The sequence below is a fragment of the Prevotella sp. P5-92 genome (assembly GCF_002251245.1).
Taxonomy (GTDB): Bacteria; Bacteroidota; Bacteroidia; order Bacteroidales; family Bacteroidaceae; genus Prevotella.
In genome coordinates this window covers 68,044-88,587 of sequence record NZ_NPJG01000054.1, presented here as the reverse complement: position 1 = coordinate 88,587, position 20,544 = coordinate 68,044, and the positions used below count along the sequence as shown (strand labels likewise).

Genomic DNA, 20,544 nt, shown 5'->3' with positions numbered 1-20,544 from the left:
GTTAAATAAGTAGGATTACATGCCACGAGTCGCGGCATGCAATCCTATGTTCGTTAAATATGCTGGTAAGAAAAGATTTTGAAAAAAATGGGTTTGGTGTTAAGATTTTTTTAGGCCTTGTCTTTGCCCTGTACTTCGTCTATCACCTTTAGCAGATACTGTCCATATTGGTTCTTAAGCATAGGCTGGGCGAGGGCACGCATCTTGTCGGCGTCGATCCAACCTTTTCTGAAGGCAATGCCTTCGAGACAAGCCACCTTTAGTCCTTGGCGTTTCTCGAGAACCTCGATGTATGTCGATGCCTCGGAGAGAGAGTCGTGAGTGCCAGTGTCGAGCCATGCGAAACCGCGTCCGAGTGTCTGCACCTTAAGTTCACCATCGTCGAGGAAACGCTGGTTGACGGTGGTTATCTCGTATTCGCCTCGTGCTGAGGGCTGTATGGTCCTCGCCACATCCACAACCTTGTTGGGATAGAAGTAGAGGCCTACTACGGCGTAGTTGCTTTTGGGATTTGCTGGTTTCTCCTCAATGCTCAGGCAGTTGCCTTGTTTGTCGAATTCTGCCACGCCATAGCGTTCGGGGTCAGACACCCAATATCCGAACACTGTAGCCTTTTGTTCCTCTTCGGCAGTGCGCACTGCCTCGTGCAACATACGAGAGAAGCCAGCTCCGTGGAAGATGTTGTCGCCAAGTACGAGGCATGCGGAATCGTCGCCAATGAAGTCGGCGCCGATGGTGAACGCCTGGGCGAGACCGTCGGGCGAGGGCTGTTCGGCATATTCAAACCTCACTCCGTAGTCAGATCCATCGCCAAGCAGACGCTTGAAGCCGGGCAGGTCGTGTGGTGTGCTGATGATAAGAATCTCACGTATGCCTGCGAGCATCAATACCGAGATGGGATAATAGATCATTGGTTTGTCGAAGATAGGTATCAGCTGTTTGCTGATGCCTTTTGTGATGGGGTAGAGTCTGGTACCCGAACCACCTGCTAACACTATACCTTTCATATTTTGTTTTTTTTATTGTTTGAAATCTATATTATATAATATGGTGTGCGTGCAAAGGTACGAATAATATTCTGTTTTAGGGTATTATTCTTTGATGGATTTGTAATATAATAGAGAAATTAGCATAGTTTAACCTTTTCCGAGGTGGTTTTTTGTAGGGAGTTGTAGTTAATAAATGTATCAAAGACCTTGTTGAAATGGAATATTTGGGCACTTTTGGCGGGATTTGTAACATTTTATAAAGAATGTGTTACAAAACTGTTGCTATATATTATATAAAAGGTGTAACTTTGCAGCGGTTTTTTATTGACCACGTGACTAATCAAATATAAGAAGAAATAATAACTAAGTATTAACTAATGAAAGTAAAACACTGTATCGTGACACTATTGGTGTTGTTTATGGCGGTGGCGATGAAGGCAGAGGGAGAACTGTCGCCTTTACGCGTCATGGGCAAGCATCTTGTTGACGACAATGGAAAGGCAGTTACGCTGCATGGCGTGATGGACACTCCTAACCGCTATTTCAACGGATGGCGATGGCAAGGTTGGAAGCCTGCCTATAACGGAGAGGACGTGCCGCCGTGTATCGAGTATTTCGAAAAACTGTATCAAGCCCTCACTGATCACAAGCAAGGCGCCTATTGCACCGTGTTCCGTCTGCATCTCGATCCTTGCTGGACCAACGACCCCAACCTGCCGTTGGTAGGAGATGGTGGAGAGCACAACATCAGCCAGTTTTCTAAGACAAGGCTCATAAAGTATTGGAAAACGCTCTACACCCCACTCATCAAGAAAGCCCTGGCGCATGGACTCTATGTAGTCATCCGCCCGCCTGGAGTGTGTCCTCACGACATCAAGGTAGGCGATGCCTATCAGGAATATCTCAAGACAGTGTGGGGAGCTGTCACCTCCGCCACAAAATTCCTTAATGAAAATGCGGGCTTGGTAAGTATCGAACTTGCCAATGAGCCGGTTGACGTGTATGACAGCAAAGGGAAAAAGAACAGTTCGGTGGCTCTTCGTGATTTCTTCCAGCCTATAGTTGATGTGATTCGTGAAAACGGATTCAAGGGAATCATCTGGGTGCCGGGTTCCGGATGGCAGTCATGGTACAACAACTATGCCAAGAATCCCATTGTCGATCCCGAGGACAACTTCGGCTATGCCGTACACTGCTATCCCGGATGGTATAACTCAAGTGGAGGTAATAACGATAAGACCAACAAGGAGAGCATGCGCCGCCAGTTTGAGACGCAGGTGCCTGTGGTGAAGACCAACCCCGTCATTGTGACTGAGATTGACTGGAGTCCTCTCAAACCTGGAGAAGGACATTACGACGAGCATGGCAACTGGGTGGAGCCAAACTATGGCACTTGGGGCACAGCCACCACTTCAGGTTTCGGTAATGCCTTCAAATACATTCACGACTACTATGGCAATATCAGCATGACCCTCCAAGGCAGTGGTCTGTATTTCGACATCGACAAATATCTCGAATCGGGCATTGTCCAGCCAGCCTTCCAAGGTGTGGAAGAGGCCTGTGGCGAGGCTTGTTTCGCATGGTATAAGGAATATTACGAGGCTTCGACGGGCATTGAGAATGTAACATCTGACGATGTCCTGTCGCCGATTGCGCCCAGATATTACGACCTGAACGGTATGGAGGTGGACAAAAATCATCGTGGAATAATCATAGAAAAAACCGATGGAATGGGCAAAAATGGCTACAGAAAGGTGCTAAAAGAGTAAAATGTAACATAAAATAAACTTTATGCAACATATATTTATATAATGTATGTGAAATTATGTGTATCTTTGCACCGAAATTGCAAACTTAGAAATCAAATAATAAAAAATATCAAATAACTAACGCATGTTATAAAAAGTAAAGTGACATGAGACAACAACAACCAACAATGAAAAGGACAGTCGCACTGTTCCTTGTGCTGTTCTCGATGTGCATCGGAGCGTTCGCCCAAAAGGGAATAGAGGTCTCCGGTAAGCTGACAGACTCGAATGGCGAGGAACTCATCGGCGCATCTGTCTTTGTGAAGGGCAACACTGCCAATGGTACAGTGTCTGACCTTAGTGGAGATTTCAAGCTCACAGTACCCTCAGAGAACTCAGTCCTTGTGTTCTCGTATGTCGGCATGGTGTCGAAAGAGATGAAAGTGGGCAAAAGAAGGGTTTTTAATGTGGCCCTCGCTGAAGACAACCAACTTCAAGAAGTGGTGGTCGTAGGTTATGGTCAGCAGAAGAAAGCCTCTGTGGTGGGAGCTATTACCCAGACAACGGGTGAGGTTCTGGAACGCTCAGCCGGTATCGGTAGCGTCAGTGCCGCCCTTACGGGTAACCTTCCCGGTATAGCCACCATCGCTTCAACGGGACAGCCTGGTGAAGAGGACCCACGTATCTATATCCGTGGTGCCGCAGCCTGGAACCAGGATGCTCAGCCTCTTATCCTCGTTGACGGTGTGAAGCGTGAGATCAAGTCGGTGGATATCTCTTCAGTAGCCACAGTGTCGGTGCTGAAGGACGCATCCGCTACCGCCGTCTATGGTGTGGAGGGTGCTAATGGTGTTATCCTTATCACCACCAAGCGCGGTGTGGAAGGCAAGGCGAGAATCGACGTGGGCTTCAACGCCACTCTGAAGGCCGTGTCAAAGCTTCCACGCAAGTATGACTCTTATGATGGATATATGTTGCGCAACCAGGCCATCGAGCACGAGCTTGCCTTGGGTGGCGCTTCGTCGTGGGCATATTATCGTCCACAGACCTTTATCAACAACTTCCGCAACCAGGATTATACCGTGAAGCCACAGTATGATGCTGCCGGCAACTATCTTGGCGATTACAGCCAGGCCGAGCGTTATCCTAATGTTGACTGGCAGGAAGAGATGTTCAAGGACTTCTGTCTTTCTTATAATACCAACATCAACTTCTCTGGAGGTACAAAGTATGTGAAGTACTTCGTGGCTTTCGACTTCCAGAACGAAGGTGACATGACACGAGTATGGAACAACAACCAGGGATATGAGGGCGGATATGCTTACAACCGTCTGAACGTTCGTTCAAACCTCGACTTCCAGCTCACCAAGACCACACAGTTTAGAGTGAACCTCGCTGGTTCTAACGCCCAGCAGAAGACCCCACGTTATTATTATGGTAATAGCGGCGAGTTCTTCCAGCAGCAGAAGTGGGCAGGTGCCTACGGTATGGCTCCTAACCTGTTCCCTGTGCAGTTCTCCGACGGTTCATGGGGTTACTACCCATTGACCTCTAACATTGAGAACTCACCTCAGAGCGTCGCTACAACGGGATACGAGCAGAAGACCATCACACGCGTGTTTACCGACTTCTCTCTTGAGCAGGACTTAGGCTTTATCACCAAGGGACTTATCGCACGCGGTACCATCTCTTGGGACAACCAGTTCAATGAGGGCGAGCGTGGTATCTCCGACCAACATGCAGTAAAGAGGGCTTATATCCTCCCCGAGGACGGAGTGATGCTGCGTGAGAACCTTATCGACACAAATACAGGTTTTGACTTTTATGAGAGCCGCGACTGGACCACAGCCGCTGGTAGCGTGAATTATACAAGCCGCGCGACAGAGATGTCGCTGCAGCTCTTCTGGGCTCGCGAGTTCGGCGACCACAATGTTTCTCTCATGGGTAACTGGAAGCGTCGTATCAACGCTGGTAATGCCGACCTTGAGAACCGCCGTGAGGACTGGGTGTTCCGTACCACTTACGACTACAAGAGCCGTTATTTCGCTGAGTTCAACGGAGCTTACAACGGTTCGCAGAAGTTCTCGCCCGACAACCGTTTCGTCTTCTTCTGCTCTGGTGCAGCCGGATGGATGCTCTCAGAAGAGAAGTTTATGAAGAAGCTGAAGGATAAGGGTATCATCGATATGTTCAAGATCCGTGGTTCTTACGGTGAGATTGGTGATGACAATGCCGGATCACGCTGGGCATACCTTACTATTTGGGAACCGACGAACAAGTTCAAGGTTTCCTTGGATGACAGTGAGAGCCCGTTCCAGGGTTACAAGGAAAAGACCATCGCCAACCCCGACCTTCGCTGGGCTACAGTGAAGAAGGCAAATATCGGTTTCGACTACGCATTCCTCCACGGTATGTTCGCAGGTAGCTTCGACTGGTTCCGCGACGACCGTTACGACATCTTTATCTCAGGTTATGAACGTTCGGTGCCCTCTTATTTCGGTGCTGCTACAACACCTGACGTCAACAAGGGAAAGATGAAGAACTCTGGTTTCGAGTTCGAGCTCCGTTTCAACAAGGTGTTGAGCAATGGTATGCGTTTCTGGGCAAACACCAACTACACCTTCGCCAAGAACAAGATTATCCTGAAGGACGACCCCGCACTGATTCCAAGCTATCGCAAGGCACAGGGCTATTCTCAGGGACAATATACCTCATTTATCGACAATGGCTTCATCGGCTCATACGATGAATTATATAGTACGCCCGCACGCGAGAAGGACGACAGCCAGGTGCTCATCGGCGACCACTATATCGTTGACTTCAACGGTGACGGTGTCGTTGACGAGACTAACGACCGCGCTCCTTATGGTCATACAGGCAACCCGAAGCACACTTATAACGCTACCATCGGATGGGAGTATAAAGGCTGGAGCATCTTCGCTCAGCTCTACGGTGTGTCTGGTGTGACTCGTGACGTAGGTCTGGCTTCATTCAACAACAAGCTCCTCACCGTATATGACAATGGTGACTGGTGGAATCCTGCAACAGGCACAGGTGAAGTGGTTGTTCCACGTTTCACCACACAGGTAGCTTATAACGACGGTACACAGTATCTCTACGACGGATCATATCTCCGTCTGAAGAATGTGGAAATTGCCTACACATGGACAAAGGGCTGGATAAAGAAACTCGGCTTCTCAAGCCTCAAGCTCTATGTGAACGGTAACAACCTCTTCCTGATTACAAAGATGCCTGACGACCGTGAGAGCAACTACGGCTTCAGTGGCGGTGGCGGTGCTTATCCTACTGTCAGACGTTATAATTTCGGATTCAAGCTTTACATTTAATAGCGTAAATATAATATGAAATACAATAATAAGATGAAATCCCTCTTGTGCGGCTCGCTCCTCCTTCTTGCAGGCGGCGTTTCCCTCACTTCCTGCACCGACTGGCTCGACAAAGACCCGGAGTCAATCGTTGCTGACGATGAGGCATTCAAGAACTACCGTAACTTCCAGGGATATATTGAGGAAATATATAGCCTGATTCCAGACAAGGAGAAGGTAAACTATTGTACGGCCTGGAACTTTGGCGACGATGCCGTCCACAACACTGAAGGCTATGCACACATGGACCATCAGGTGGACTTGGGTAACTACCGTAACTGGTACACCAACAACCAATGCTGGCTGAACGGAAATAACAGTTCACTTTGGAGAAACTCTTGGTACAGCATCCGTAAGTGCAACATGGGTATCGAGAACATCAAGTCGCTCGTCGGAACTGACGAGGAGCGCGACCTGCTGCTCGGTCAGCTCTACTTCTTCCGTGCATGGTGGCATTTCGAGCTGATGTGCTATTTCGGCGGTCTGCCATATATTGACCAGGCCTTCGAGGCTTCAAACATTCCAGAGCTTCCACGTCTCTCCTTCCAGGAGTGTGCCGACCGTTGTGCCCAAGACTTTGAGCAGGCATACGAGCTGCTCCCTCTTGACTGGGACGAGACACTCGCCGGTATGCAGACATCGGGTAAGAACGACCTGCGTATCAACAAGTTCATGGCTCTCTGCTATCTTGGCAAGTGCTACCTCTGGGCAGGCTCGCCTCTGATGAAGGAGTTTGAGAAGACCAAGAACGGCGGTGTGGCAGAGCTTTTGGGCGCAAGCTCAAATGGCAAGACCTACGACTACGACGTGAAGTATTGTAAGTTGGCAGCTGAGGCTCTTGGCAAGGCTCTTGAGATGGTGAAGAAAGGTACAGTGAAATATAAGCTCGCTGAGTATAAGTATTCAAACATCTACGACCATGAGCGTGATGAGAATGCCGAGACCAACTACTCAGACATCTTCTATACACACAAGCAGAGTTGGATGATGCCTGGTACCTGTGAGGCCATCTTCCGTGGTGCTTATCCAGGTGCCAACAGCTTCAACTGGAACTGCGACAAGCTCTTCGGTCCTAAGGTAGCAGGTCTTGTGGATCATGACAACATCATCCATCATCCTACAGCTAACCTTATCGACCAGTATGGTATGGCTAACGGACAGCCTATCTATCTCGTAAGGAATGGTGAGTATGTTCTCAACCCCGCTTCGGGCTGGGATCCAGAGCATCCGTTCAAGAACCGCGACCCACGATTCTATCACGACATCGTGTTCGATGGTTTCCACTATGTAATAAATACCGAGCCATTGAACGCCGACCAGAAGAAGCTTGAGTATTGCCAGCTTTATTCAAATGCAGCGATGCGTTCGGTAGATAACGGTAGTAGCACAGGCTACTTCATCCAGAAACTCGTGCCTCACCAGTGTAATGAGGGCGACAAGTGGTATGACTGGGATCACGCCCTCCAGGGTTACCTCCCATATATGCGCCTTGCCGACATCTATCTGATGTATGCCGAGGCAGTGGCCGCATACGCAACAAGCGTATCGGAATTGAAGACCAGAACTCCATATTGTTCACTCTCTGCAGTGGATGCCATCAATGCACTCCGCGACCGCGTGAACTCTGCAGATTGGCCCATGGAGCATGTGCAGGCTAACCTCATGGACACACGTGAGCACTTCATCGACGAGGTGCGCCGCGAGCGTGCCGTAGAGCTGTCGTTCGAAGGCTTCCGTTGGTGCGACCTCCAGCGTTGGCTCCTCTTGACTGAGCCTCCTTACACCGTGAAATACTCTCACGAGTTTGAGCGTCTGGAGAAAGACAGCTGGTTTAAGGATCACGACCCGAAGGATGCACAGGTAGGTAACTTCCAGAAGAAGGAGCTTATCACCCGTAGCTTTGAGTCAAAGCATTACTGGTTCCCACTTCCTGACAAGGATACATATCTCTACGAAGGATTCCCACAGAATCCTGGATGGTGATGACAATGCCAATTATAATAGATAATAGAATAATCTTATGAAAAGAATTAAAACAAACATATTCCTCCTTGCCATGGTGGCAGCTTCACCATTAGCGGTCAATGCCCAGACCTCCAATGGCGACTCTGTCCAGGCAAAAAAGAAAGTCCATGTCGCATTCCGTGACAAGGATGCCGACCAGCTCCTCGGAGGTGTCGCATACGTTGACATGGAAGAGCTGCAGAAGAAGGACTATACCATGAGCAGTCTCGAAGACCTGTATGCGCTCGTGGGTGGATGGAACGGTAGCAGCCTCTGGGGCATGGACACCGATCAGCTCGACACTAACGATAACTCCAACTTACCAGTTGTAATCATTGACGGTGTGAAGCGCCCTTCAAACAACGTGCTTCCTTCTGAGATAGAACAGGTTACTTTCCTCAAGGGCGCACAGGCTGTGGCCCTCTACGGTCCGAAGGCTGCCAAGGGTGCTATTCTCATCACCACCAAGCGCGGTAAGGTTGATGGCTTGCAGGTGGAAATAAATGCCAACACCGGTTTCCACGTGGCAAAGGCATTCCCAGAGTATATCGGTTCGGCTGAGTACATGACCTTATATAATGAGGCTCGTGCCAACGACGGACTCGATCCAAGATATTCGCAGCAGGATATATATAATCACGCAGCAGGATTGAATCCCTACCGTTATCCAAACGTGAACTACTACTCGGACGAGTATGTCCGCAAGGCATATAACCGTTCGGAGGCTACAGCAGAGATTCAGGGTGGTAGCCAGCGTGCACATTTCTACACGAACATCAACTACTATCGTAGTGAGGACCTCCTGAACTTCGGTAAGGCGACAGAAAACTATACCGACCGTTTCAGCGTTCGTGGTAATGTCGATCTCACGCTCAACAAGCTTATCAAGTGTTTTGCTAATGCAAGCGCCACATTCTATAATAATCATGTGAACAAAGGCGACTTCTGGGGCGAGGCTGCAAACATGCGTCCAAACTTCCCAGAGAATGCGGCACCTCTGATTCCGATTGATATGGTGGATCCATACGCATCCAACGCTCTTGCTATTCTTGGTAAGTCGCTCAATCTCCTTGACGGAAAATATTTCCCTGGAGGTACAAAGACTAATCAGACCAACGCCATCGCCGACTGCTATTTCGGCGGTAAGACAACGGGCGTTAGCCGTCAGTTCCAGTTCGATGCTGGTCTTATCTACGACTTGAATAAGTTTGTCAATGGCTTGTCGTTCAAGACTCAGTTCGCCATCGACTATGCTGCAAGTTACAACCTTTCCTACGACAACAAGTATGCTGTGTTCATTCCTACATGGAGTAACTATAACACCAACGACATCATCGTAGGTCTTACCCAGCAGAACGACGAGATCGTGAGCGGTCACATGGTTATGTCAAACTCAAAATATCGCCAGACCATCAGCTGGAACGGACATTTTGACTACGACCACACCTTCGGCGGCAAGCACCATGTGACAGGTATGCTGCTCGGAAATATGTACACCACAACATCAAGTGGTACATATCACCGTTACACCAACTTCAACGTTGGACTTCTCGGAGGTTACGACTTTATGAACCGTTACTTTGCCGAGGTGGCATTGGTAGGAGTACATTCTTCACGCTTAGCTGAAGGCAACCGTAACGCTATCTCACCGTCGTTCACATTGGGTTGGAACATTGCCAAGGAGAGCTTCATGAAAGACAGCTTCGTTGACGACCTGATGCTCAGCGCATCATACAGCGACCTGAATGAGGATATCGACGTGTATATGGGCGACCAGAACTACCAGTACTACTATCTCTATGATGCACAGTGGAAGACTGGCGGAGGCAACTTCTCATGGAATGAGGGTAATCACTCTGACATCACCTATTCTACAATAGGTAGCAACCCTGCCCTCGACTTCATCCATCGTAAGGAGTTCTCGGTAAGTCTGCGCGGCTCGTTCTTCAACAAGCTGATTTCTGCAGACCTCACCTTCTTCAACTCTGATATGGATGGCTTCATCATCAAGAACCCCTCGATGTTCCCATCACACCTTTCCGGTGGTATCAACGGTAGCACATTCAAGCCAGCTATCAACAACAACATCCAGAACCGCAAGGGTATTGACTTTAGCGTGACAGCACAGAAGCAGTTGGGTAAGGTTCATGCCACATTGGGAGTTGTCGGTTCGTATGTCAAGACCAACTACAAGAAGTTTGACGAGATTGTGGAATTCGATAACCTCCGCGTAGAGGGACACGCACTCGATGCCATCCGTGGTTACAACTGCTTGGGATTCTATACATACGACGACTTCAACAAGAACGAGGAGACAGGCAAGCTCACACTCAAGAGCGAACTCCCGACACCGAAGATTGGCGGTACCATCCAGCCTGGTGACCTGAAGTATGAGGATGTGAACGGTGACGGTGTACTTGACACTAACGACCGCGTTGACCTTGGCACATGGAGCTCTCCGCTTCACCTTGGTATCAACCTCACTCTCAAGTACAAGGACTTCACTCTCTTCATGCTCGGTAACGGACAGTTCGGAGGTGAGACAGTCAACAACGGCCCTTACTATTATATGAGCGGCGAGAGCAAATACTCGGTGAATGCTCGCGGACGCTGGACTCCAGAGACAGCCGACGTAGCTACACACCCACGTCTGACCACACTCGCTTCAGCCAACAACGCGGCTGCTTCTACATTCTGGCTCATCAGCACCGACCGCTTCAACCTGCGTAAGGTACAGCTAACCTATGATTTCCCCAAGGAAATACTTAATAGCAAGTATGTAAAGGCTCTCTCGATTTATCTGAGCGGAAGCGACCTGCTCACTATTTCAAAGCATCGCAAGATATTTGAGACCAACGTGGGTCATGCTCCTCAGACACGTTTCTACAACCTCGGTGTTAAGGTAACTCTCTAAAATAATAAAGGAATATAAAATGAAGACAAAAAATATTATATTGTATTTGACGGCACTCCTGACCCTGAGTTCATGTCAGGACATGTTCGCACCTGCTGACGAGAACAACCGTCAGGAGGATGCCATGTACGAGGAGTCAAAGTATGCTGCTGGTCTGCTGATGTACGGCTATAGCCGTCTTCCATACGCTACCTCCACGCAGACTGACGTTGCCACTGATGATGCTGTTACAAACAATACAAACAGCAGTTTCCTGAATATGGCGACGGGTACATGGGCAGCTGACAACGACCCGATGTCTCAGTGGAACAGCTGTAAGGATGGTATCCAGTATGTCAACAAGTTCCTTACTATCGTTGACAAGGTAAAGTGGGCTCCCAGTGCGGCTTCAAAGCAGCAGATGTTCATCGACCGTCAGAAAGGTGAGGCTTATGGCCTACGCGCCCTCTTCTATTATTATCTGCTTCAGGCCCACGGAGGATATGCTGATGACGATCAGCTCTATGGTGTGCCTCTGTTGACCGAGCCAGAAGACGGTAGCTCTGACTTCAACCAGCCACGCGCCCTCTTCTCTGACTGCGTGAAGCAGTGCTTCGCCGACTGCGACAGTGCTATGAAATACCTTCCTACCGACTATGTGGATCTTTCGGTTGACGAGATTCCTGCAAAGTACAAGGAGTTAGGTGCTGAGTCAACAGGTTATAACCTCGTGTTCGGTTCAAGGTCTAAAGGACTTATGTCAGGCAAGATTGCCGAGGCCATCAAGGCACAGGTAGCCCTTCTCGCTGCCAGCCCCGCATTCCGTGACCAGAGTGGCGTGACTTCTGCCGAGGCAGCAGTGCTTTGCGCTAACGTCCTCAAACGTATCGACGGATTGAACGGATTTGACAAAGACGGCTCAATATGGTACAAGAACCATAGCAAACTCGATCCAAGTGCATCGGAAATGCCTGAGATCTTGTGGCGTGCTGACCGTAGCAAGGATGCAAATCAGGAAAGGGAGAACTTCCCTCCAACGCTCTATGGCAACGGTCGTGTTAATCCTTCACAGAATCTTGTTGACGCGTTCCCAATGCGTAGCGGTAGGCCTATAACAGATCCAAAGTCTGGCTACGACCCAAAGAACCCATACGCAAATCGTGACCCTCGTCTTAGCGATGACATCCTCTATAACGGTGTTACATTCAGAAATACCTTGATTATCACAGGTACATATCCTAACGACAAGGACGAGTCGCTTGACAACATCAACTACGGCAATACATCTACACGTACAGGATACTACATGAAGAAGCTCCTCAACGAAAAGGTAAGTCCGTTGCAAAGTTCTCTCGTCGAGCAGTATCACATCTATCCTCGCATACGCTATACGGAAATGTTCCTCGCATACGCAGAGGCTGCTAACGACGCATGGGGACCAAAGGCTGACCCGACAGGTGTTGGCTTCACCGCTTACGACGTGATAAAGGCTATCCGTCAGCGTGCTGGTCTCGGAAAAGACGAGATAGGCTTTGACCTGCCCGAAGGCGACGCATATCTTGAAGAGTGCGCTGCCGACCAGGCAAAGATGACAGAGCTGATCCGCAATGAGCGTCGCATCGAGCTTTGCTTCGAGAACAAGCGCTTCTGGGATCTCCGTCGCTGGAAGATGCCTCTTAACGAGACTGTCAAGGGTATTATGATTGACCGTAACGACGAAGGCGAGCTCTCATACAAAGTGATCGACGTTGAGGAGCGCAAGTACGACAGCTCTTACCAGTGGTACGGTCCTATTCCAAAGAGTGAGGTCCTTAAATGGAGCAATCTCAAACAAAACAAAGGTTGGCGTTAAAATTGCATAAATACATATTATTATGAAACTGAAGAAATATATATACGGTGTAACTTTGGGAATGTTCTCACTTGCATTAGCGTCTTGCTATAATTCAGAGAGTGATTTCCCTGACTATGAAGGCGGCACAACAGCCTACTTCGCATATCAGTATCCAGTGCGCACGCTCATCCTGGGTAACGATATCTATGACAACACCATCGACAATGAGCACAAATGCCATATATGGGCAACTATGGGCGGTGCTTACAAAGGCCGTGACGCTGTGGCTGATATCGTTGTGGATGAGTCTCTCTGCGACAACCTCTGGTTCGTGGATGCTGGTGGAAACCCATCAGAGCCTGTTCGCCCAATGCCGAAGGAATACTACAACCTCGTAGGCAACACCATCCCTTATAATGGCGACCAGCGCGGATATGTGGAAGTGCAGTTCACTGACGCTTTCTTCAACGACCCGAAGGCTATTGAGAGCACATACGTCATTCCACTGTTGATGACAAAGGTGAGTGGTATCGACCATATCCTCACCGGTACTCCACGTGAGGGCTTGACACCTGCCCGCCAGAATACCGGTGACTGGGATGTGCTTGCCAAGGACTATGTGCTTTACTGTGTGAAGTACAAGAACCCATGGGATGCTAAGTATATCCGTCGCGGTGTTGACAATGTGACTGAGAAGGGTGCCACAACCACCGTCGTACGCAAGGACTTCTCGCTTATAAACACCGACCAGGAGCATTATAAGGAGAACCCAGTGAACCAGAACGACGAGGTGTGTGGTATTTCAACAAAGAACATGAAGCAGGCTATCTTCCCCGTATCGTTCAAGACCTCGGGAGCTTCGGTGCCATGTAACCTCATACTTACCTTCAATGGCGATCAGTGTACAATATCTACCGACGACGAGGGTGTGACAGTGACTGGCTCTGGTGAGTTTATTGAAAAAGGTACTGAGAGACCTGAATACAAAGACTACCAGTGGGGTAGCAACAACGGCCAGCCCGTACAGCGCGACATCCTCCGTCTGTCATACAACGTGAACTTCGCCGACAAGGATATCCAGGTATCTACAAACGACACGCTCGTTGTTCAGACCCGTGAGTCAAACAAGAGAGAGTTCTTCTCTCCAAAATATGTAAAATAACAAATAGGAGGCAATGATTATGAAAAAGAACATTATAAATGGTCTCTTGATGTTGGCTACAGGCGTTTTCGCTGTTTCGTGTGCCGACTATAATGTGACAGATGATTTCACAGCAGAGCCCGATCCCACCATAACAGAGCCATATAAGGATTTAGCACCGGTCAAGTCATATATTGACCGGAGCAAGAATCCTAACATGTCTCTCGGTGTAACTCTCAAGGTGACTGATTACAACAAACAGGCACTTGCTCATGCCGCTGCCATGACCAACTTCGACAACCTGGCTTTCGGCACATCGCTGATGTCTGGAAAGATTGTCAACGCAAAGGGAGTGATGAACTTCCTCGACATGAAGGACCTTCTCGACCATGTGGAAGAGATTGGCGGCGACGTGTTCGGTAGCCCTATCGTGGCTAATGCCAACCAGGCTGACGAGTGGCTGAACACACTTACAGCGCCTATTGAGATTGCTGTAGATCCAATCCAGGACAAGTATGTTGATTACACCACCATGGAGACCTTTACAGGTACTGCAAAGAAAGGTAAGCCATCTATCGTTAAGAATTATGACGGTACTGAAAATGCCCTGAAGCTTCCTAAGCGTTCAAAGGTGTATATTGTCGAGGACTTCGATATCGACCTCTTGGGCACTTATACCGTAACATTCTATGCCAAGGTTGACAAAGACGAAACTGTTGTCTGCACATTCTCTGATAATAAGATCCAGGAAGGCAAAGGTGACAAGTTGTATGAACTCAAGAAAGGCAAGTGGGTGAAAGTCGTTGTAGAGGCAACACCTGCTGAAGGTGCTACAGCCGGTTACCTCATGGTTGAAGGAAACTTGAACAGTGATGTGTATATAAAGAATGTTTCAGTAGTTCACACTCCTGATAACCATCGTCCACAGACTGCTCAGGAGCTGAACGACACTCTCAATTATGCCCTTAATGCATGGTGCGACGGACTGATGAAGATCAATGCCGGACGTATCAAGTCGTTCGACCTCATCGACGAGGCACTTGACACTAAGGCAGAATTGGAGAATGGTATGCTCGACCTCAAGCATTCTACCGAGAAGATATTCTGGCAGGATGTCTTTGGCAGCGAGAACTATGCCAAAGCGGTGTCTGACGCAGCTATCAAAGCATTCACTAATCGCAATGGTGACCCTGCCCAACTGAAGTTCTTCATCAGCGAGACTGGCCTTGCCGACCAAAAGAGATTTGAGAGTCTCAAATATTGGATTGGCGTATGGGACGCAAAGGGTGCAAAGATTGACGGTATCAATGCCAAGCTCAATCTCTCTTACAGCGAGGACGCTGCCACACAGGCAGAGACTGTTGCTGCTTTTGACAAGCTTCTCGAAAACCTTGTCTCTACAGGCAAACTGATACGTCTTTCAAACTTTGATATCACTTATAAGGATGCCACAGGAGCTAATGTATCGGCGAAAGACATCACCGAAGAGCAGCGCCAGAAGCTTGCTGACTTTTATGCTTATGTCATCAAGAGCTATATGAGCAAGATACCAAGCGACAAGCAGGCTGGTCTGTGCAAGGGTAACATGGTTGACACCAGCGATCCTGTGGGATTGTGGTCTGTAGATAGTAACAGTAAGGACTGGGTTCGCACTGCCACTTATAAGGCGTTCTGCGACGCTCTCAGCGGAAATTAATAACTTTTTATATTTTTACTAATTTAATCCTATTTAATTATGAAGAAACTATTTACATTATTTGTTCTCTTGACATGCGTCCTGGGAGCAAAGGCAGAGTGGGTAGAAGACTACAAAGTTGACTACTCTAAGTACTCAGGTTTCCCATTCTACGTGATGGGATTCGTGCCAGAGTGGGTAGATGGAGTTATGACCGACATGGGTGGTAACTTTGAGTATGTTACAACGGACAATGAAGATGGAAAGTCCAGTGACGTTATTGTTAAGACAAACAACGGCACTGAGTATTACAGAATTGCAAAAGAAGAAGGTACATGGCACCAGTATTTCATTGCTGATGGAATACCTACAGAGCTTGACGGCTCTTACACTGTAAAGGCAATGGTTAAGGCCTCTGAGGCTTGTACAGTTCCTGTGAATTTCCAGTGGGGTTGGGGCGATGGCCAGCGTGTTTCTTCTTCATTAAATGTTGGCACTGAATGGGCTGAGGTTGAGATGGAAGTCTCTGGCATTGGCGGTACTTCTTGTGCTCTTATCGCACAGCCTAACACTGCTGCCATCATCGAGTGGAAGTATGTCATCGTAGGTCACAACGCGAAGCCACAGAAGCCTATCACATGGCTTGAGCAGCTCGAGAACGGCGATGCTGAGAAGACTTGGGCAGAGATGGGTCTTGCTGACGTGAAGTACGATGATATGGAGAATAACTTCAAGGTTTGTGCATGGGCTAAGCAGAAGGGTACCAATGTAAACGAAGAGACTGGCGGTTCTGACCCATTCCCAGCAAATATCGAAGAGGTTGACGGTAGCAAAGTATTCGTTGTTCACGGAGCTGTTGCTGACACCGAGGGTGATGCTGCTGCATGGGACAACCAGTTCTGGATTCAGTCGAAGCAGCCTTGGAAGGAAGGTACACAGATTAAGGTTAGCTTCCGCTACAAGGCTTCAAAGGCTTGTAAGACAAACACCCAGATGCACCACCAGAAACCATCTGACTATCAGATTTGGTATGCTATCGGTGATGTGGAATTCACAACAGAATGGCAGAATTTCGAAAAGATTATCACTATTGATGCAAGTCAGGCTAACGCTTGGTCTGTCGCATTCAACCTCAATCCTGACGTGAAGGAAGCTGTTGACTTCTATTTCGACGACCTCTCTTGGCAAACCATGAAGCTCGACGAGGGTTACTTCGTTGCAGGTGCCAACCCTGCTGAGGGTCTTGACTATGACCTGGACAATGCTATAGAGTTTGTTGAGAATGAAGAAGGTGCCCTCGAGGCTACTGTAGGTGAGAAGGGTGCTTACGTTTCTCAGGTAATGATTTCTACCATACGTGGTAATGATGCAGCATTCAAGGGCGCAACCCTCAAGCCAGCTGGTGCAATCGTTAATGATCCTGATACATGGCTCAATTATGCTCCTGCAAGCCTTGCTAAGCTGACCCTCCCAGGTGCAGGTATTTGGAAGATTTATATTGATACAGAATATAGTTCTATGGCATTCGAGATGATTGAGGGTACTATCATTGAGCCTATCGAAATCAATCCTAACCCAACTGTAGTAGTTGTTAAGGGTCAGGAGAGAGACTGGCGCGGAACTGACAACGACGGCAATCCAATTGAAGAGCAAGTTGGCGAAGGCCAGCCTTGGGACAACCAGTTCTTCATCGTTGCTAACCGCGCTCTTACCGCAGGTGAGGAGACAATCGTAGAGTTTGACTATGTAGCAAATGTAGAGGCTAAGACTACTACACAGTGCCACGTTAATCCAGGTGAATACAAGGACTGGAACTGCATCGGTGATGTTACCTTCACAACTGAGGAGCAGCACTTCTCTAAGACTTTGACAGTTGGTTCTAATGCTGACGGCATGAAGTCTATCGCATTCAACATGGCTGAAATCAAGGGCGCTTGCGACTATACTATCAAGAACATCGTTTGGAAGCTTGCTGACGGTACAGAGAGCCTTATCGACCAGACTGGCACAAACAACTTCTATGTTAAGGAAGGTGCAGGTACAGCTCCTTACCAGTACGGAGATCCATCTGGCATCAACAGCGTATCTAATGACAACGTTGTTTCTGGCAAGGCATACAACCTCGCTGGCCAGGCAGTATCTAAGAATTTCAAGGGTATTGTCGTAAAGAACGGCAAGAAGTATGTTGTAGAATAATCATAACTCTTATATAGGTATTCATGCCTATATATAATCTAAACAACAGCGGCTACATCTGTTACAGATCGTAGCGGCTGTTGTTTAGTAAATAACTAAACCTTTCAAAAATAAGGGAAGTAAAGATGTTAAAGAAGTAACTATTAACTGATAATGAAGAAAATTACCACATTTATCCTCGCATTGGGAATGTCGATACCGGTTGTTGCCCAACAGCATTTTGAGATGGGCAAGCCTAACGACAACAACTACCGTTATCTTGATGACTATGCAGACCTGAAGAAATACATAGACAGGAGCCAATACCCTAATTTCCGTATGGGACTCGCTATCATCGTCAACGACTATCTCAACAAGTCGATGGTGCGCGAGTGTATCAACAGGAATGCCAACGAGACTGTGGCAGGTAATGCCATGAAGATGTCAAGCTGCGTCGATGGCAACGGAAACATGAACTTCAGCAACGTAACGAATTTTGTTAATACGGCAACAAATGCTGGACTTGAAGTATATGGACATACACTCGCCTGGCACTCGCAGCAACCCAAAGGATGGCTGCTCAAGCTTCTGCAGGACAAACCAGCCCCTGAACTCGAAGACGGCGACGTGACCGTATATGTGCCTGTATATAGCAAAGACTTCCGCTCAAACCAGTCAGTGGGGTGGAAGAGCGACGAGACGACTTATGGATATAAACTGTCGTTTAGCTCCACCAACGGACTCAAAATACACTGTACGAAGAAGAACCCCAACTCGTGGGACGTGCAGTTCCTGGCTTGTACGGATATCTTGATGGAGAAAGGTAAGACATATCGCATGAGTATGACCGTGAAGGGCACAAAGGCGGGCAAGTTGCACACTAAGTTGGGCGACTGGGCAGGAGGTCCTGGTGGCGACGTGGCTTTCGACACGGAGTGGAAGACCGTAACACGCGACTACAAGGCATCATACGCCAGCAACTTCTATATGTTACAGTGCGGCGACTTTGAAGGCGACATATACATCCGCGACATCAAGTTTGAGGGAACAAAGTTAGGAAAGACCATAGAGGAGGACCGCCGCTGTCTTAAGGTGGAGGCCACCGAGCGTGTGGATGAGGTATGGGACAACCAGTTCTGGCTGGTGCCAGGTAGCTTCAGCTCTGGCGCAAAGTATGAGTTCACTGCCGACGTGCGTGCCGATAAGGCTGCCACGGCATCTACACAGATACATAACGACCCTTCTAACTATGTTCACCACGAGGCTTTTGGCAAAATTCCTTTCACAACAGAGTGGAAGACGATAAAAGTGTCGGGCACATTCAGCAAGGCAGGAAAGAGCATCGCCTTCAACCTGAGCGATTTGTCAGATGCTAACAACTACTATTTTGACAATGTGAGCCTGAAAATCAACGGCACAGAAAAGATAAAGAATGGCGACTTGGAAGGAACAGACGTGTCGTCGTTTAAGATAAAGACCAACCGCGGAGGTGTTGAGGCACCGGCTATCTGCGAACACCTTACTTACGTGTATGTGCCATCCAGCATACCGCTTTCACAGGAGGAACGCCACGACACCTTAGTATATGCCATGGACAAGTGGATAAAAGGCATGATGCAGGCATGTGGCGGCAAGGTGAAGGCATGGGATGTGGTGAACGAGGCCATCTCGGGCGGCGGCAACGACGGTGAAGGCAACTACACCCTGCAACACTCCGAAGGCTATAACCCTAATGGCACCTGGGATGTGGGCGGCGACGCCTTCTACTGGCAGGACTATATGGGCGACCTCGAATATGTGCGTCAGGCAGTGCGTCTTGCACGCAAGTATGGTCCCGAGGACATTAAGCTCTTTATCAACGACTACAACCTCGAAAGCTTCTGGGATAACAACAAGAAGCTCAAGTCGCTCATCAACTGGATAAAGAAATGGGAGGCTGACGGAGTTACTAAGATTGACGGTATAGGTACGCAGATGCACCTCTCGTGCAGTATGAGTGACAACGAACTGAACAACCGCAAGAAGCATATCACACAGATGTTTAAGCTGATGGCTCAGAGCGGCAAGCTCTGTCGTGTGTCGGAGTTTGACATGGGTATGGACGACAAGAACGGCAATAGCGTAAGCACTGGCAATATGACAGAGGAGATGCATCAGCGCATGGCCGACTATTACGAATGGATCGTTAAGCAGTATCTTACTATCATTCCTCCAGAACAGCAGTGGGGCATCTGCCACTGGTGTCCTACCGACTCACCCGTTGGCAGCGGTTGGCGTGCCAATACTCCTGTGGGCATTTGGGACATCAACTACTATCGCAAGCATGCCTATGCAGGATTCGTTCGCGGATTCGGTGGCGTGGTGTCTGGCATAGAGACTGTGAATGAAGAAGAACCGATAGTGAAGAAAGGAATCTACGACCTGTCTGGCCGTCGCATCTCTGAGGGAACAGACATCTCGACACTTCCTGCCGGCTTCTATATCGTGAATGGAAAGAAGATGGTGAAGAAATAAGAATTATTAATGACTCAACTTTCGCAGCAAGGGGAAGTTAAAGAAGTTAAGGAAGTTAAAGACGTATGTCAAAGCCCAGAAAACTCCCGAAAGGAAACGAAAAGACTATTGTCTTTAACTTCTTTTTTTCGCTTCGCTCAAGGAAACTTCTTCTTTAACTTCCTTAACTTCTTAGAGTTGAGTAC

Annotated in this window: 10 protein-coding genes; 9 read left to right on the top strand and 1 reads right to left on the bottom strand. The window is 48.4% G+C overall.

The window, feature by feature from the left end; translation table 11 throughout:
- Positions 1 to 110: 110 nt before the first annotated feature.
- Complete coding sequence (gene rfbA, locus CIK99_RS06325; RefSeq protein WP_094380709.1) at positions 111 to 1,007, bottom strand: glucose-1-phosphate thymidylyltransferase RfbA; 897 nt, start codon at positions 1,005 to 1,007, stop codon at positions 111 to 113.
- A 359-nt stretch (positions 1,008 to 1,366) separates the two neighbouring features.
- Between rfbA and CIK99_RS06320 the strand changes: the two genes are divergently transcribed.
- From CIK99_RS06320 to CIK99_RS06280, 9 genes are all read left to right on the top strand, one after another.
- Positions 1,367 to 2,758, top strand: coding sequence for a cellulase family glycosylhydrolase (locus CIK99_RS06320; protein ID WP_094380708.1), 1,392 nt, complete (start codon positions 1,367 to 1,369; stop codon positions 2,756 to 2,758).
- 167 nt (positions 2,759 to 2,925) lie between these two features.
- Positions 2,926 to 6,084, top strand: a complete 3,159-nt coding sequence (locus CIK99_RS06315; RefSeq protein ID WP_254047742.1) for a TonB-dependent receptor — start codon at positions 2,926 to 2,928, stop codon at positions 6,082 to 6,084.
- Between the two features lie 15 nt (positions 6,085 to 6,099).
- Positions 6,100 to 8,106, top strand: a complete 2,007-nt coding sequence (locus CIK99_RS06310) for a RagB/SusD family nutrient uptake outer membrane protein (protein WP_094380706.1) — start codon at positions 6,100 to 6,102, stop codon at positions 8,104 to 8,106.
- A gap of 37 nt (positions 8,107 to 8,143) precedes the next feature.
- Positions 8,144 to 11,041 (top strand): SusC/RagA family TonB-linked outer membrane protein, encoded by a 2,898-nt coding sequence (locus CIK99_RS06305; protein ID WP_094380705.1) that lies wholly within the window; start codon positions 8,144 to 8,146, stop codon positions 11,039 to 11,041.
- A gap of 19 nt (positions 11,042 to 11,060) precedes the next feature.
- Positions 11,061 to 12,872 (top strand): RagB/SusD family nutrient uptake outer membrane protein, encoded by a 1,812-nt coding sequence (locus tag CIK99_RS06300; RefSeq protein ID WP_094380704.1) that lies wholly within the window; start codon positions 11,061 to 11,063, stop codon positions 12,870 to 12,872.
- Between the two features lie 22 nt (positions 12,873 to 12,894).
- The gene (locus tag CIK99_RS06295; protein ID WP_094380703.1) at positions 12,895 to 14,016 is read left to right on the top strand and encodes a DUF5627 domain-containing protein; all 1,122 of its coding nucleotides are present in this window, start codon (positions 12,895 to 12,897) and stop codon (positions 14,014 to 14,016) included.
- Between the two features lie 19 nt (positions 14,017 to 14,035).
- A complete protein-coding gene (locus CIK99_RS06290; RefSeq protein WP_158215922.1) occupies positions 14,036 to 15,691 on the top strand; it encodes an endo-1,4-beta-xylanase in 1,656 nt (551 codons plus the stop codon).
- A gap of 39 nt (positions 15,692 to 15,730) precedes the next feature.
- Entirely contained in the window at positions 15,731 to 17,866 is a 2,136-nt protein-coding gene (locus tag CIK99_RS06285; RefSeq protein ID WP_094380701.1) for a hypothetical protein, read from the top strand.
- A 153-nt stretch (positions 17,867 to 18,019) separates the two neighbouring features.
- A complete protein-coding gene (locus tag CIK99_RS06280) occupies positions 18,020 to 20,359 on the top strand; it encodes an endo-1,4-beta-xylanase (protein WP_094380700.1) in 2,340 nt (779 codons plus the stop codon).
- Positions 20,360 to 20,544: the final 185 nt, after the last annotated feature.